Origin of the sequence: Streptomyces lucensis JCM 4490 (genome assembly GCF_014650035.1) — a bacterium.
Lineage (GTDB): Bacteria > Actinomycetota > Actinomycetes > Streptomycetales > Streptomycetaceae > Streptomyces > Streptomyces lucensis.
In genome coordinates this window covers 299446-314161 of record NZ_BMUE01000008.1, presented here as the reverse complement: position 1 = coordinate 314161, position 14716 = coordinate 299446, and the positions used below count along the sequence as shown (strand labels likewise).

The window sequence follows — 14716 nt, the reverse complement described above, 5'->3', positions numbered from 1 at the left end:
CGTCAGCGGGTCATGCGTGACGGTGGGAGTGCCGGTTGCCGGTGACGACGCGGTAGAGGGCGAGCAGGATGAGGGAGCCGACGATCGCCGCGATCCAGGTGGAGAGTTCGAAGAACCCGTCGACGGAGTCGACGCCGAAGATCACCTTGCCGAGCCAGCCGCCGAGCAGACCCCCGGCCACGCCGATGAGCATGGTGATGATGATGCCGCCGGGGTCCTTGCCCGGCATGATGGCCTTGGCGATGGCGCCGGCGAGCAGGCCGATGATGATCCAAGCGAGGATGCCCATGATGCGTCTCCCTCTCGTCGTATAAAGACTGTGTTAGCTCCTCGTCTGCACCGTCTGCGCTCGTACAAACGTCTCCTGTTCATCACGGTGGCGTTACTTCCGGAAACAGGGGGTGCCGTGCCGGGCGCCGGACACGCACCGAGGCGGCCCCCGGCGGCGCCGACGGCAGTCCTAGGTTCCGCCGTCCGGAGCGGACGCCCGGGCCGTGCGGTGGAAGGCCGCCCGGTAGGCGCTCGGGGAGTGGCCGGTGTGGCGCGCGAAGAGAGCGGCGAAGGTGCCGGGGTCGCGGTAGCCGACGGCCGCGGCGACGGCGGCGACCGTGCGGTCGGTGGTCTCCAGGAGGTGACGTGCGCGGCGGACCCGGGAGGCCTGCAGATGAGCCAGTGGGCTGCGTCCGGTCTCTTCCGCGAAGCGGCGCAGCAGCGTGCGGCTGCTGACCCGGAAGGCGTTCGCGAGCGTGGCGAGGTCGTACCGCTCCGCGAGGTTCTGGTCGAGTCGCCGCATGACCCGCTGGGAGAACTCCCGGCCGGGCTGCGGGAGGAGCCGCGGGTCGACGTACGGCGTCTGGGAGGTCCGCACGTCGTCGACGAGCGCCAGCCGTGCGGTGGTGCGCGCCACCCGGCCGCCGTTGTGCCGGCGGATCAGGTCCAGCGCGAAGTCGTACATGGCGCTGAACGCCGCCGTGGTCGTCACGCCCGTGTCGGTGACGACCAGGTGCTCGGGCCGCACGTCGGCGCCGGGGAAGCGCCTCGCCAGTTCGCCGGCGTACAGCCAGGACGTGGTGGCCCGGCGCCGGTCGAGGAGGCCGGCCCCGCCGAGCAGGAACGCGCCGACGCACAGCGAGACGACGGCGGTTCCCGCTGCCGCCTGCGCGCGGATCGCCGCGGTCTCGGGGGCGAGCCCGGCGAGCCGCACGTCGAGGTCCGTGTCCAAGGGCAGTTCGAAGCCGGGGACCACCAGGACGTCGACCTCACGCAAGGGACGCACGTCCAGGCTCGCGCCGCCCGAGGCGGTGACCCGGCGGCGGGGCGAGACGACCGACACCCGGTAGCCGGGCGCCTCCGGCCCGGCGACATGCCCGGCCATCGTCAACAGGTCCGGGACGCCGAACACTTCGGAGGCGAAGCAGCCGGGATAGGCCAGCACCCCGACCCGCAGCGCCCCCGGCCCGTCGCCAGGACCTGTTTCGTCCTGTGCCTGCCATGCCTGCCGTGCCTGCCGTGCCGCCTCCGCCATCGCCCGTGCGCCCCCTGCCCCGGTCCCGGATCGCCCACCGCGCACCGGTCGCCGCCGGGCGTGTGGCGAGATTACCCCTGGCACCGGCGATCCCGCCCCTCACCCGGTGGCCGGTCCCGGGACCAGGCTGACCCCATGAGCGACGACGATCCGATCACCGACTTCACCCGCCGGAGCGTGGCCGTGGAGGGGGTGGAGAAGACGGTGTACGTGGCCGGGGCCGGGCCCGCGGTCGTGGTGCTGCCCGAGATGCCGGGCATCAGCCCCGACGTCCTGCGGCTCGCACGCTGGGTGCGGGACGCCGGCTTCACCGTCCACGTGCCCTCCCTGTTCGGGACGGACGGTGTCTTCCCCACGGTGGCCGGCGGCCGGGAGGTCGTCCGCCGCGCCTGTGTCAGCGCGGAGTTCCGCGCCTTCGCCGGTGGTGGCACCAGTCCGGTGACGGCCTGGCTGCGCGGCCTGGCGCGCCAGGCCCACACCGCGTGCGGTGGGCCGGGAGTGGGTGCGATCGGCCTGTGCTTCACGGGCAACTTCGCCCTCGCCATGGCCCTGGAGCCCGCGGTGATCGCCCCGGTGGTCAACCACCCGTCGCTGCCGCTCGACGACCCCGGCGGGCTGGAACTCGACGCGGCGGACGCGCGCGCGGTACGCGAACGGCTCCACGGTGACGGACTCACCGTCCTCGCCTACCGCTTCGAGGGAGACCGCTGGTGCACGGGGCAGCGCTTCGCCGCCTACCGCGCGCTGCTCGGCGACGCCTTCGACGGGCGTGTCCTCCCGGACAGCGCCGCCAACCCGGCCCCGCCGCCCTTCTTCGCCGAGCTGGTCGGAACCCCGCACAGCGTCGTCACCGCCCATCTCGTCGACGAGGCCGGTCACCCCACGGTCCGGGCCCGCGACGAGATCCTCGCCTTCCTCACCGACCGCCTGCATCCGCAGAGGGACCGATCGCTGCCCGGCACCTAGTTCCTGCCGCCGCGTGGAAGGCGATGGCAGCCGCAGCCCGGGGGCGCATGGGCGCGCGCACCGTGCCTTCACCACTCCGGGCGCGCACTAGCCCGGCTTGACGCGGACGCTCGTTGACCGCCCGTGGTCATGCACGCGGACCACGGGCGCTTCGACGGGCCACGCCACCGGACCGGCGCGGCACCGGAGGACCGGCGGAGGCCGGAGCGGCGAAGTGCCGGCCGCTCACAGCACCCGCCGTCGGCGCCCCAGCCACGTCTGCGCGACGACGACCACCGCCAGGAAGGCGCCGCTGACCACCTGTTGGTAGGCCGAGTCCAGGGAACCGATCTGGTTGATGACGTTCTGAATGACCTTCAGCAGCGCCACGCCGACGAGCGAGCCGCTGATGAACCCGAACCCGCCGGTCAGCAGCGTGCCGCCGATGACGACCGCCGAGATCGCCTCCAGCTCCATGCCGGAGCCGAGGATCGTCACCCCCGACAGTAGCCACGCCGCGTTCAGCGCGCCCGCGAGGCCCGCGCACAGCGCGGACAGCGTGTAGACGGCCACCTTGGTACGGGCCACGGGTGCTCCCATCAGCGCCGCCGCGTCCTCGTTGCCGCCGACGGCGTACACGTACTGCCCGAAGCGCGTGCGCCGGAGCACCACCGCGCCCAGCACGAACAGCACCAGGGTGATCCACACCGGCACGCCGACGCCGAGCAGCGAGTCCTGCCCCAGGCCGGCGAAGAACGTGTCCTTGTCCACGAGATAGGTCCGTGAACCCTCGTCCGTCAGCGCCAGCAGGACACCGCGAGCACCGAGCATGGCGGCCAGGGTCACGATGAACGGGGCCAGGCCCGAGCGCGCGATCAGCAGCCCGTTGAGCAGGCCGACGAGCCCGCACACCGCGAGCGGCAGCAGCAGCGCCACCGCGGTGCCGTACTGCGAACCCCAGGCCGCGAGCACCCCGCCGAGCGCGAACAGCGAGCCGACCGACAGGTCGATGCCGCCGGTGACGACGACGAACGTCATGCCGAGCGCGACGACGGCCAGGAACGCCGACGACAGCGCCATGTTCTTGAGGTTGTCACCGGTCAGGAAGGTGTCGAAGCCGAGCGAGGCGACGATCACCGCGATCACCAGGGTGACCAGCGCGCCGTGTTGCTGGGCGAGCGCGCTCAGCCGCTCCGAACGGCTCGCGCCCGGCGGTTCGTCGCCGGCCCGGGCGGCGGGGGTCTCTGTCCGCATGGTGGCTTCCCCGGTGTCCGTGGTCATCGCTTCCCCCGTTCGCGTGCCGCGTAGACGGCGGCGACGATCACCACGGCCTGCGCGATCTGCGTCCACGACGGGGGCAGGTCGTGCTTGACGAGCGTGGTGGTGAGCAGCTGGATCAGTACGGCGCCCGCGACCGTGCCGCCGATGCGGACCCGGCCGCCGCTGAGCGGCGTGCCGCCGACCACGACCGCGGTGATGGCGGACAGTTCCATCAGGGTGCCCAGCGAGGTGGGGTCGCTCGCGGTGAGCCGGGCGGTCGCCAGCACTCCCGCGATCGCGGCCAGTGCGCCGGAGCAGACGTACACCACCACGAGGACCCGGCGCACGGGCAGTCCGGCGAGGCGGGCCGCCGGCCGGCTGTCGCCGATGGCCAGCAACTGCCGGCCGAACGTCGAGCGCCGCACGACGAATGCCACCAGCAGTGCCAGCGCGGCCGCGATCAGTGCCAGGTGGGGGACGCCCAGCACGTCCCCCGAGCCGAGGGCCGCGAGACCTGGGTCGTGGACGTCCTTGAGCTGGGGAAGCAGCACCAGGGCGAGACCCCGGGCGGCGACCATCGAAGCGAGCGTGGCGACGATGGGCTGGACGCCGACGAAGGCGACCAGCGCCCCGCTCGCCAGGCCGGCCACGACGCCGCCGGCCACCGCGATCAGCGTGGCGGTCCAGGGTCCGTAACCGAGGTACAGCGACAGCAGCGACGTGGACAGCGCCATCACCGAGCCCACCGACAGGTCGACGCCCTCGGTGCCGATGGCGAGCGCCATGCCGAGGGCCACGATCAGCACGGGTGCGACCTGGACCGCCTGGGTGCGGAAGTTCTCCGCGGAGGCGAAATGCGGGGTGAAGACGAAGTTGAACAGCAGCAGGGCCAGCACCCCGCCGTAGACGCCGTAGTCCTGCAGCAGGCGCAGCGCCCGGTCCCGGTCCACCGCGCCTGGGGCGAGGCTCAGTTCAGTCATCGTGCCCTCCGGCCGGTACGGCGGCGATCGCGCGCATCAGCTCGTCCTCGGTGACGGCGTCGCCGGTCAGCTCGCGCACCACCGCGCCGTCCTTGAGGACGACCACACGGTCACTGCCCTCGATCAGTTCCTCGGTGTCGGACGAGATCAGCAGCACCGCCAGGCCGTCGTCGGCGAGTTCGTCGACGAGTGCCTGCACCTCGGCCTTGGCGCCCACGTCGATGCCCCGGGTCGGCTCGTCCAGCAGCAGTACCTTGGGGTGCAGGGCCAGCCAGCGGGCGAGCAGCACCTTCTGCTGGTTCCCGCCGGACAGTTCACCCACCTTCTGGTGCGGGCCGGCGGCCTTGATGCGCAGCCGCTTCATGAAGGTGTCGACGATCCGGTCGACACGGGCGTCGTCGACCAGGCCGAACCGGGACAGCCCCGGCAGCGCGGCGAGCGCGATGTTCTCCCGCACCGACAGACCCGGCACGATGCCCTCGGTCTTGCGGTCCTCGGGGAGCAGGCTGATGCCGGCCCGGATCGCCGCCGCGGTGGAACCGGCGCGCACCGGCTCACCGGCCACCACGACCCGGCCGCCGTCGACGGGCACGGCGCCCGCGATGGCCTTGGCCGTCTCGCTGCGTCCCGAGCCGAGCAGCCCGCCCAGACCGACCACCTCGCCCGGACGCAGGGACACCGAGACCCCGTCCAGCTGATGGCGGATGCGCAACCCCTCGGCCTCGAGCACCGGTCGGGCAGCGGTGTCGCGGGAGCCGGTGAACTTGGTGAGCCCCTCCTCGCGCACCTCGCCGATCTCCCGCCCGAGCATCAGAGCCACCAGCCGCAGCCGGTCCAGCTCGGCGAGCCGGCCGGTGTGCACGACCCGGCCGTCCCGCAGCACGGTGACCGCGTCGCAGATCTCGTACAGCTCGTCCATGCGATGACTGACGTAGATCACCGCGATGCCCCGCTCCCGCAGGGTGCGGATCACCCCGAACAGCGTGCGCACCTCGCGGGGTTCCAGCGAGGAGGTGGGCTCGTCCATGATCACGACGCGGGCGTCGACCGCCACGGCACGCGCCAGCGCGACCATCTGCTGCGCGCCGACGCCCAGTTCGCGCAGCGGGCGGCGGACGTCGACCCGGATGCCCATCGCGCGCAGGGTGTCCTCCGCCGCCCGGTGCATACGGCGGAAGTCGATCAGCCCCAGCCGGCCGCGCGGTTCGCGGCCGAGGAACAGATTGCGGGCCACACTCATCAGCGGGACGAGGTTGACCTCCTGGTAGATGGTGGAGATGCCCGCCTGCTGCGCCTGCAGCGGGGTGGCGAAGCGAACCTGGGAGCCGTCACAGGACAGCTCGCCTGCGTCGGGCTGGTACACGCCGGTGAGCACTTTGATCAGGGTCGACTTGCCCGCGCCGTTCTCGCCGACCAGGGCGTGCACCTCCCCGGCGCGGGCGGTGAAGTCCACTTCGGACAGCGCCCGGACGCCGGGGAAGGTCTTGCACAGTCCGGTGACGGTGAGCATCTCAGTAGGCCTTGCCCAGGTCGGACTCGGCGTTGTCCTTGGTGTAGGAGCTGTCCTGGATGACGATGTCCTGGGCCACCTTCTCGCCCCGGGCGAAGCTGTCCAGCGTCTGGAAGGCCAGCGGACCGAAGCGCGGGTTGGACTCGATCACGCCGGAGATCCAGCCGTCCACGATCCCCTGCACGGCGTTGCGCGTGCCGTCGATGGTCACGATCTTCACGGCGCCGGGCTTTTTGCCCGCGCTCTTGAGGGCGTTGACCGCGCCGAGGCCCATCTCGTCGTTCTCGGCGTAGATGCCCTTGATCCCGGGCCTGGACTGGATCAGGTTCTCGGTGACCGACTGGCCCTTCTCCCGGGAGAATTCGGTGGTCTGGCGGAACACGATCTTCAGGCCCGGGGCCTTCTCCTTGATGCGGTCCTCGAAGCCCTTGGTGCGTTCTGTGGTGACGTTGTTGCCGGCCGCGCCGAGCAGGACGGCGATCTCGCCCTTGCCGCCGGTCGCCCCGATCATCCGGTCGGCCGCCCGCCTGCCCTGCTCGACGAAGTCGGAGCCGATGAAGCTCACATAGTCCTTGCAGGCCGCGGCGTTGATCTTGCGGTCCACCGTGACGATCGGAATGTGCTTGGCGGACGCCGCGCGCAGCACCGGCTCCCAGCCGTCCGAGTTGAGCGGCGCGATCACCAGCAGGTCGGCGCCCTTGGCGATGAGGTCCTGGACGTCGCTGATCTGCTTGGAGAACTGCGACTGGGCGTTGGCGGTCAGCAGCTTGACGCCCCGCTGCTGCGCCTCGGCCTTGATGGAGGCGGTCTCCGCGATACGGAAGGGGTTGGCTTCCTTCTCGGACTGGGAGAACCCGACGGTGGCGGACTTCAGGTCCCGCTTCTCGCCGCCGTAGGCGTCGATGGCGCAGGAAGGTCCCGTACCGCCGCTCGGCGAGGCGACGACCTGGCCTGCGTCCTTGCCCTGCGAGGCGCCCCTGTCGCCGCCGGAGTCGTCCTCCGACTTGGCGCATCCGGTCATCAGGGCCAGGCTCGTGGCGAGGCCGGCGGCGAGGAGGGTCCGCGCACAGGCGCGACGCAGTGGTGCTGTGGGCTTCATGGGAGTCCCCAAACGGCGTGGCCCCGGTGCGCCGGTGGCGCTCACGGGGGTAGGACGGCTCTTGCGGTCAACTCGGCGTGCACGTCGTTCAGGGGAGGTTTTTACATCGTTGGAAGGACGCTGTAAACCCTCCCGCCCGAAATCCCGGCGGGGCGTCCGGGACCCCGCGTCACCGCCGCCCGAGCGTGCTCTCCCGTTCCACCAGCCGGAACTCGGCGGTGAGTTCGCGTCCGCCGGGCTCTCCGCGCCCCGACAGACTGCGCAGCAGCGAGCCCACCGCCATCCGGGCGATGGCCTGCTTGTCCGGTGCGATCGTGGTCAGCGACACCGCGCCGAAACGCCCCTCGGCGATGTCGTCGAAGCCCACGACGGCGACGTCCCACGGCACCCGCAGTCCGCGCTCGTGCAGCACCCGCATCGCACCGACCGCGATGAGGTCGTTCAGCGCGAACACCGCGTCGGGCCGCACGCCCGAGTCCAGCAGCTGGGCCATGGCCCGGGCGCCGTCGTCCCGGTCCCAGCCGCCCACCGGCACCACCAGGCCGTCCGGCGCCGGCACCCCGGCCGCCGCCAGCTCCTCCCGCCAGCCCACGAGTCGCAGGTGGGCCGGGCGGTTGGCGGAGTCCGTGCGGGCGCCCAGGTAGGCGATCCGGGTACGGCCCCGGCCCAGCAGGTGGCGTACCGCGGCGCGGGCGGCGGCCACGTTGTCGATGGCGATGTGGTCGTGCGGGGCGTCGTACTCGCGCTCGCCGAGCAGCACCAGCGGCACGTCGTCGGGCCGCCCGCGCAGGTCCTCGGCCTCCAGCTCCAGCGGGCTCAGGATGAGCCCGTCGATCACCCGGGCCCGGAATCCCTGGCTGACCAGCACCTCTTGTTCGCGTCTGCCGCGGGTGTGGTCCAGCAGCACGGTGAACTCGTGTTCCGCCGCCGCGTCGATCACCGCGCTCGCCAGCTCGGCGAAGTACGGGTTGCCCAGTTCCGGCACGGCCAGCGCGATGATCCCCGTGCGGCCCTTGCGCAGGTGCCGCGCGGTCAGGTTAGGCCGGTAGCCGAGCTCGTCGATGGCCTCCTGCACCCGGGCGCGCATCGCCGGTGTGACGTGGGGATAGTTGTTCACGACGTTGGACACGGTCTTGATCGAGACGCCGGCCCGCTCGGCCACGTCCTTCAGGCTGACCCGCAAGGGGATCTCCTCGGCATCGATGGGAGCTCCGGAGGGCGGAGCCTTGTCATGACCCTGGACAGCGGACGGGAGCCGTGCTCTCATGCCAACTGCCACGCTTCCAACGTTGTACAGACTGAAGCACCGAGCCGCCACCCTTCCTCAGCCATAGGGAGATCCGTGCGCATCAGATCCTTCGGACATCGCCTGTCACTCCTCCTGGCCGCCACCCTGGGCCTGGCCGGACTGACCGCGGCGCCCAGCGCCACCGCGGCCGACGACCCCGTCGAGGTCCACGGCCTCAAGGGCGAGTACTACACCCAGTCCGCCCCCGGAGCCTTCGACTTCGACCGGCTCAAGGCCACCGGATTCGACCCGAAGCTCGACTTCGACTCGCTGGAGTCCCGCCTGAACTCGGCCACCGGCCGGTCGGACGACGTCAGCGTCCGCTGGACCGGCCGGATCGTGCCCGAGAAGACCGGCGCCACCACCTTCTCGATCACCGGCGACAACGGTTTCCGCCTCTGGGTCGACGGCAAGCTGGTCATCGACCACTGGGTGGACGACTGGGACCGCGAACAGACCGGCACCCCGGTCGAGTTGACCGGGGGCAAGGCATACGACATCAAGGTCGAGTACTTCGAGCACTACGGGGGCTCCAACCTCCACCTGCGCTGGACGCCGCCGGGCGGCACCAAGACCGCCGTACCCCGGTCGGCGTTCCTGCTGCCCGAGGGGTACGCGTACAACGGTGCCATCGCCACCACCGTCCTGAAGGACGGCCGCACCCTGCGGCTGGACTTCGCCCAGACCCTGGCCGAGCCCCCCACCGGGCTCACCGGCCACCTCGACGCCGTCATCGGCGGCGCGACCTGGCCGCTGGGCGCCGCCCGGCTGGATTCCACCGACCACAAGTCCCTGCTGGTCGCCCTGAAGGAACCCGTCGTCGGCAACAAGTCCGGCACCGCCCCCGGCCTGGCGGACGTCCGCTACGACGGCGAGGGCGGTCTCACCGGCAAGGACGGCAACGTTGTCAGCGCGTTCTGGAGCAGCGGCGCCAACCACTCCACCCATGAACTGCGCACCAGGTGGGCCGACGACGTCACCCCGGCCGACGCCCACCGCGAGTACCCCAGACCCCAGCTGACCCGCGACGCCTGGCGAAACCTCAACGGCAGCTGGCAGTTCGCCGCGGCCAAGGAGGGCGAACAGCCGCCGGTGGGCCGCACCCTCGGTGAGCGCATCCTCGTCCCCTACCCCGTCGAGTCCCAGCTCTCGGGCATCGAACGGCACGAGGACCGCATGTGGTACCGCCGTACCTTCACGGTCCCGGCCGGCTGGAAGGTCGGCGACCACAAGCGGCTCCAGCTGAACTTCGGCGCCGTCGACTGGCAGGCCGAGGTCTACGTCAACGGCACCAGGGTCGCCGAACACAAGGGCGGCTACGACAAGTTCGGCGCCGACATCACCGACGCCCTCAAGCCCGGCCGTACCCAGGAGCTGATCGTCGGCGTCTACGACCCGACGGACGCGGCCGGCGGCGAGAACCCGCCGCTGGGCAAGCAGCGCCTGGACCCGAGCGGCATCTGGTACACGCCGTCCTCCGGCATCTGGCAGACCGTGTGGCTGGAACCCGTCGCCGCCGACCACGTCGACCAGCTGAAGCTGACCCCGCACGTCGACACCGGCACGCTCACCGTCGAGCCGCGGGGCGTACGCGACGGCGTACCGGTCACCGCGACCGCGTACGAAGGCAAACGCCGGGTGGCCACGGTCACCGGCACCACCGGCGGCCCCCTCACCCTGAGGATTGCGAAGGCCCGTCTGTGGTCGCCGGACGATCCGTTCCTCTACGACCTCGAGGTGAAGGTCGGCGACGACCGCGTGGGCAGCTACTTCGGGATGCGCTCCATCGCCGTGGAGAAGGTCGACGGCGTGCCGCGCACCGTCCTCAACGGCAAGCCGGTGTTCATGATGGCCACACTCGACCAGGGCTTCTGGCCCGACGGACTGCACACCGCGCCCAGCGACGAGGCCCTGGCCCACGACCTCACGATGCACAAGCGGATGGGATTCAACTCCGTCCGCAAGCACATCAAGGTCGAGCCCGACCGCTGGTTCTACTGGGCCGACCGGCTCGGCCTGCTGGTGTGGCAGGACATGCCGGCGATGACAGCCGGGGTGAACCCGTCGACCGCCGCCCGCGCCGAGTACGAGCGGGAGATGAAACAGATGATCGACGAGCACGTCAGCAGCCCGTCGATCGTCATGTGGGTGGTCTTCAACGAGGGCTGGGGCCAGTACGACATCGGCCGCGTCGCCTCCCAGGCCAAGGCCTGGGACCCCACCCGTCTGGTGAACAACATGTCCGGCCTCAACCTGGGCGCGGACGGCGGGGCGGGCGACGTCATGGACGAGCACGGCTATCCGAGCCCGGCCCTGCCACCGCGTCCGGACGGACGACGCGCCCTGGTGGCGGGTGAGTACGGCGGTCTCGGCCTCGCGGTGCCCGGCCACGCCTGGTCGGTGCAGCAGTCCTACGTGGACGTCGACCCCAGCACCTACACCGACGACTACCTGAAGAAGCTCGGCGAGGTGCACGAGCTGGCCTGCGAGGGCGGCAACGGTGCCGTGTACACCCAGATATCGGACGTCGAGGGCGAGCTCAACGGCCTGATGACGTACGACCGCAAGGTGACCAAGCCCGACGTGCGGCGTCTGAAGGCGGCTCAGGAGGCTTTGATCGACGACGCGTCACGGGCGGAGGTGGCGGGCTGCACCTGACCTTCGGGAGGCAGTACCGGCCACCGCCTCCCCGCGAACCGCCGGACCACTGCCCTCGGGCGCTGCCGTGACCGGCCCCGGCCCGGTCCCCCCACCGCACGGACGGCGGGCGGACCGGGCCGGGTCCGTAGCCCACGTGCGGCGTCCACGCCGCGCTGGGCCGGGGCCGCACCCTGCCGATGGGGGAGTGGAGGGCGCCGAAAGGCGTGGGAGGTACCCCCACCACCAGACCCCGCTCCCTGATCCGGCCTGGCCGCATCCCACGCGGCGACGGCCCGCGACAGCGCCGCGCCGCCGCCGAACGAAAGACCCTAGCCCCACGCCTGGTGACACAGGCCGGCGATGTCGGGGTCGGCCACCCCATCGGCGCTGTGGCACAGCCGGCGCATCTGCTGGGGGTAGGGCTGGGGCGGTCGGACGGGGAGCGCGGGTACGGCACGATGCCGTGTCCCGGGGTGCGAGTCCTTGTGCGGGTGTGCCCGCCGCTGGGGGCCGGGGCGCGACGGCGGGGCCGGACGCGGCCGGGGGCCTGCTGCCTGGGGCTGCCGTGCCGTGGCCGGAGTCCGGCGCCGGTGTGTGTGTCCGGCCTTCGCCGTGCGCTCCGGCCGGTCGGGCCCGGTTCGTACGAGCGCGGAGTGCGCCGAGGGCGGTGCCGTCGGCGCCGAAGCCGTCGGCAGCGGCCCATCCGGCGCGAGTGGACCCCGCACGCCCGGGGGGCGGCCGTCGGCAGTCGGGGAGCCGGGCGTCACGTCGGTGCAGCCGGTGACGCCCAGCAGCGCAAGGAAGAGCAGGATCATGGGGCGAGGAGGCACTGGCCCACTGTGCTGCACCGCGGCCGGCCGTATGCGGCACCACACGGCTCGTCACCGCAACGGGGGACGCGAGGGAAGGCGGGGTTGCCGTCGGACGGCGCCGGAGAGGTCCCGGCCGGCGGCCGGTGCCCGCGCACACCGTCCAGGCGCGCAGACTGAAGCGCGGGTCCTCGCGGCGGCGGCACACCGTCCAGGCGCGCGGACCGGTGCATCGCGGTGGCCCGAGACGGACGGCTGCCATGGCCACTCCGGGCAGCGCCGCGCGGCGCAGCACTGCACTGGGCCCTGTCGTCGAACTCCCGCCTGCCCCGCGGCGCCATGCACGCACTCTCGCCGTACCGGGACCAAGCCCAAGTACATCCGGTACGAGGGCCAGGACCCGGCACGTCGAGAGCACGCACATGACGCCGCGAGGCCCGCCCTCCGGGCGGACGCCGGGAGTTCGACGACAGGGCCTAGAGTGCTCGCTGCGCCGAGTTCGAGGGAGATCATGAAGACCGCCGCCGAGTCATCGAAAAGCACAAAGATGCCCGCGCCGTTACGGACCGCGGCCTTCCGGCGGTTCGTCTCGGCCAACCTCATCTCGGCGACGGGATCCGCGATGGCCCCGCTCGCGCTGGCCTACTCCGTCATCGAGCAGGGCGGCGGAGCCGGTTCCCTCGGCCTCGTCCTGGCCACGAACACCGTCCCCACGATCGTGTTCCTGCTCATGGGCGGCGTCCTCGCGGACCGCCTGTCGCGGAGCCGGATCCTCTTCCTCGGGAACATGCTGGCGGCGGCCGCACAGGGCGCGCTGGCGGTCACCGTGGCCACGGGACACGCGACGACGGTGTCGATCGCGGTGTGCGGCCTCGTCTCGGGAACGGCGGCGTCGTTCATCGTTCCGGCCACGCAGGGTGCCGTCGCGCAGATGGTTCCCGAGGAACACCTTCAGCGGGCCAACGCGTTGCTCAGGCTTCCGAGCAACGCGGTCAAGGTACTGGGCCCGGTCGTCGGCGGACTCGTCGTCGCCGCGAGTGGCGCCGCGTGGGCGCTGGCCTGGGACGCGTCCACGTTCGCCGTCGCGGCCGTCCTGCTCCTCGGTCTGCATCTGGAGGCTTCGCCCGCCACGAGCGGCGGTGTCCTGGCCGATCTGCGGGCAGGCTGGACGGGCTTCTGGTCCCGTACCTGGCTGTGGACCTACACGGCCGCCGGCACAATCCTCGTCGCGGCATGGCTGGCGGGCTTCCAGCTGCTCGGTCCCGTTGTGGCCGCGCGGCACTACGCCGGGGCGCGCGACTGGGGACTGGTCCAGGCGGCCTTCTCCTCCGGCCTGCTCGCCGGAACCCTCGTATGCCTGCGCTGGAAGCCGTACCGGCTGCTCACGGTCGCGGTCGCCGCGAGCGGTGCTCTCGCGCTCCCGCTGGCAGCCATGGCCCGCAGCATGCCGCTGCCGCTCGTCCTGATGACCGCCGTTCTGGCGGGGATCGGACTCGACGTCGCGATCGTCGCCTGGACCACCGCCTTCCAACTCCACGTGCCCAAGGCGGAACAGGGCTGCATGAGCGCGTTCAACGGTGTCGGGGAACGCCTCGCGATCCCCCTCGGCTATCTCGTCACCGCCCTCGCGACCCACTCGTGGAACAGCCGGGGAGTGCTGCTGGCATGCGCCGCGATGATCGCCGCGGCGGCCGTCCTCAACCTCTGCGTCCCGGAGGTACACCGCATCAACCGCTTCACGCGAGACGATCGGTCGAAGGCGGCGAGTGATCACCGTGAGGTGGAGCAGGTGTAGCGGCCGAAGCCCGTGCGCCGGCACGGAACGCGGCGTGAGCCCCTATGCTGCCGGAGTGATCAAACCGATCGAGCTCGTCATATTCGACTGCGACGGCGTGCTGGTCGACAGCGAACGCATCGCCGCCCGTGTCCAGGTCACCCTCGGCGCGGAGCTGGGATGGCCACTCACCGAGGGTGAGGTGGTCGACCGGTTCATCGGCCGCTCGCATGCCGCCATCCGCGAACAGGTCGCCGCCCGGCTCGGCGAGGAGATCGCAGCTGTCTGGTCGGAGCGGTTCGAGCGGCTCCACCGTGAGGCCGTGGACACCGACCTGGCCCCGGTCGCGGGCCTGCCGGAGGCACTCGACGCCATCACTTGGGCGACCTGCGTGGCCTCCAGCGGCTCCCACGAGAAGATGCGGCACACCCTCGGCCGCACCGGCCTGTACGACCGCTTCGCAGGACGCATCTACAGCGCCACCGAAGTCGCCCGCGGCAAGCCCGCCCCGGACCTGTTCCTGCACGCCGCCCGGCAGATGGGAGCCGATCCGGCGGCCTGCGTGGTGGTCGAGGACAGCCGGCCCGGAGTCCAGGCCGCCCGCGCGGCCGGCATGCGCGCCTTCGGCTACGCAGGCGGACTGACCCCGGCCGATCGGCTGCGGGGCCCCGGCGTCACCGTCTTCCACGACATGCGCGAACTGCCCGTCCTCATCACCGGGGCGCAACCGTCTCCCACCTTCTGAGTTCGTCCACCGGCGGGCGAGGGGACCGGTCCGCTCCTGGGCGGCCGGCGCGCCCCGAAGCCGTGGGCGAGCGGGAGATCCACGAGACCGGTCGCACGGGTCGGTGTGGGATCACGTGAGCGAGGGCACAGGGAACTGCGC

11 protein-coding genes are annotated in these 14716 nt (G+C 71.9%); 4 read left to right on the top strand and 7 right to left on the bottom strand.

Annotated elements, in window-relative coordinates:
• Positions 1-10 precede the first annotated feature (10 nt).
• Both IE177_RS20525 and IE177_RS20520 read right to left on the bottom strand, forming a co-directional pair.
• A complete protein-coding gene (locus IE177_RS20525; protein WP_190016788.1) occupies positions 11-289 on the bottom strand; it encodes a GlsB/YeaQ/YmgE family stress response membrane protein in 279 nt (92 codons plus the stop codon).
• Between the two features lie 171 nt (positions 290-460).
• Positions 461-1525 carry a GlxA family transcriptional regulator gene (locus tag IE177_RS20520; protein ID WP_190016787.1) on the bottom strand — a complete coding sequence of 355 codons (1065 nt, stop codon included), beginning with the start codon at positions 1523-1525 and terminating at the stop codon, positions 461-463.
• A gap of 135 nt (positions 1526-1660) precedes the next feature.
• On the opposite strand from IE177_RS20520, the gene IE177_RS20515 reads away from it, so the two are divergent.
• Positions 1661-2491: a dienelactone hydrolase family protein gene (locus IE177_RS20515; protein ID WP_190016786.1), complete on the top strand. Its 831-nt coding sequence runs from the start codon at positions 1661-1663 to the stop codon at positions 2489-2491.
• Positions 2492-2716: 225 nt separating this feature from the next.
• Here the strand turns inward: IE177_RS20515 and IE177_RS20510 are convergent, their stop codons facing one another.
• From IE177_RS20510 to IE177_RS20490, 5 genes are all read right to left on the bottom strand, one after another.
• On the bottom strand, positions 2717-3724 hold the full coding sequence (locus IE177_RS20510) for an ABC transporter permease (protein ID WP_190016785.1): 1008 nt from the start codon (positions 3722-3724) through the stop codon (positions 2717-2719).
• A 23-nt stretch (positions 3725-3747) separates the two neighbouring features.
• On the bottom strand, positions 3748-4710 hold the full coding sequence (locus tag IE177_RS20505) for an ABC transporter permease (protein WP_190016784.1): 963 nt from the start codon (positions 4708-4710) through the stop codon (positions 3748-3750).
• On the bottom strand, positions 4703-6220 hold the full coding sequence (locus tag IE177_RS20500; RefSeq protein ID WP_190016783.1) for a sugar ABC transporter ATP-binding protein: 1518 nt from the start codon (positions 6218-6220) through the stop codon (positions 4703-4705). The genes IE177_RS20505 and IE177_RS20500 overlap by 8 nt, the downstream gene beginning before the upstream one ends.
• Position 6221: 1 nt before the next feature.
• Positions 6222-7319 carry an ABC transporter substrate-binding protein gene (locus IE177_RS20495; protein WP_190016782.1) on the bottom strand — a complete coding sequence of 366 codons (1098 nt, stop codon included), beginning with the start codon at positions 7317-7319 and terminating at the stop codon, positions 6222-6224.
• 169 nt (positions 7320-7488) lie between these two features.
• On the bottom strand, positions 7489-8502 hold the full coding sequence (locus tag IE177_RS20490) for a LacI family DNA-binding transcriptional regulator (RefSeq protein ID WP_190016781.1): 1014 nt from the start codon (positions 8500-8502) through the stop codon (positions 7489-7491).
• 159 nt (positions 8503-8661) lie between these two features.
• Between IE177_RS20490 and IE177_RS20485 the strand changes: the two genes are divergently transcribed.
• The 3 genes from IE177_RS20485 (at position 8662) to IE177_RS20475 (ending at position 14575) form a co-directional block, all read left to right on the top strand.
• Positions 8662-11265 (top strand): PA14 domain-containing protein, encoded by a 2604-nt coding sequence (locus tag IE177_RS20485; RefSeq protein WP_229816175.1) that lies wholly within the window; start codon positions 8662-8664, stop codon positions 11263-11265.
• A gap of 1338 nt (positions 11266-12603) precedes the next feature.
• Positions 12604-13851 (top strand): MFS transporter, encoded by a 1248-nt coding sequence (locus tag IE177_RS20480; RefSeq protein WP_229816174.1) that lies wholly within the window; start codon positions 12604-12606, stop codon positions 13849-13851.
• A 55-nt stretch (positions 13852-13906) separates the two neighbouring features.
• Positions 13907-14575, top strand: a complete 669-nt coding sequence (locus tag IE177_RS20475; RefSeq protein ID WP_190016778.1) for an HAD family hydrolase — start codon at positions 13907-13909, stop codon at positions 14573-14575.
• The last annotated feature ends 141 nt before the right edge of the window (positions 14576-14716 follow it).

Bases quoted from the DNA above. Each gene is read 5' to 3' on its own strand.
- IE177_RS20525 (WP_190016788.1), bottom strand. From the start codon at position 289: ATGGGCATCCTCGCTTGGATCATCATCGGCCTGCTCGCCGGCGCCATC.
- IE177_RS20520 (WP_190016787.1), bottom strand. From the start codon at position 1,525: ATGGCGGAGGCGGCACGGCAGGCACGGCAGGCATGGCAGGCACAGGAC.
- IE177_RS20515 (WP_190016786.1), top strand. From the start codon at position 1,661: ATGAGCGACGACGATCCGATCACCGACTTCACCCGCCGGAGCGTGGCC.
- IE177_RS20510 (WP_190016785.1), bottom strand. From the start codon at position 3,724: ATGCGGACAGAGACCCCCGCCGCCCGGGCCGGCGACGAACCGCCGGGC.
- IE177_RS20505 (WP_190016784.1), bottom strand. From the start codon at position 4,710: ATGACTGAACTGAGCCTCGCCCCAGGCGCGGTGGACCGGGACCGGGCG.
- IE177_RS20500 (WP_190016783.1), bottom strand. From the start codon at position 6,220: ATGCTCACCGTCACCGGACTGTGCAAGACCTTCCCCGGCGTCCGGGCG.
- IE177_RS20495 (WP_190016782.1), bottom strand. From the start codon at position 7,319: ATGAAGCCCACAGCACCACTGCGTCGCGCCTGTGCGCGGACCCTCCTC.
- IE177_RS20480 (WP_229816174.1), top strand. From the start codon at position 12,604: ATGCCCGCGCCGTTACGGACCGCGGCCTTCCGGCGGTTCGTCTCGGCC.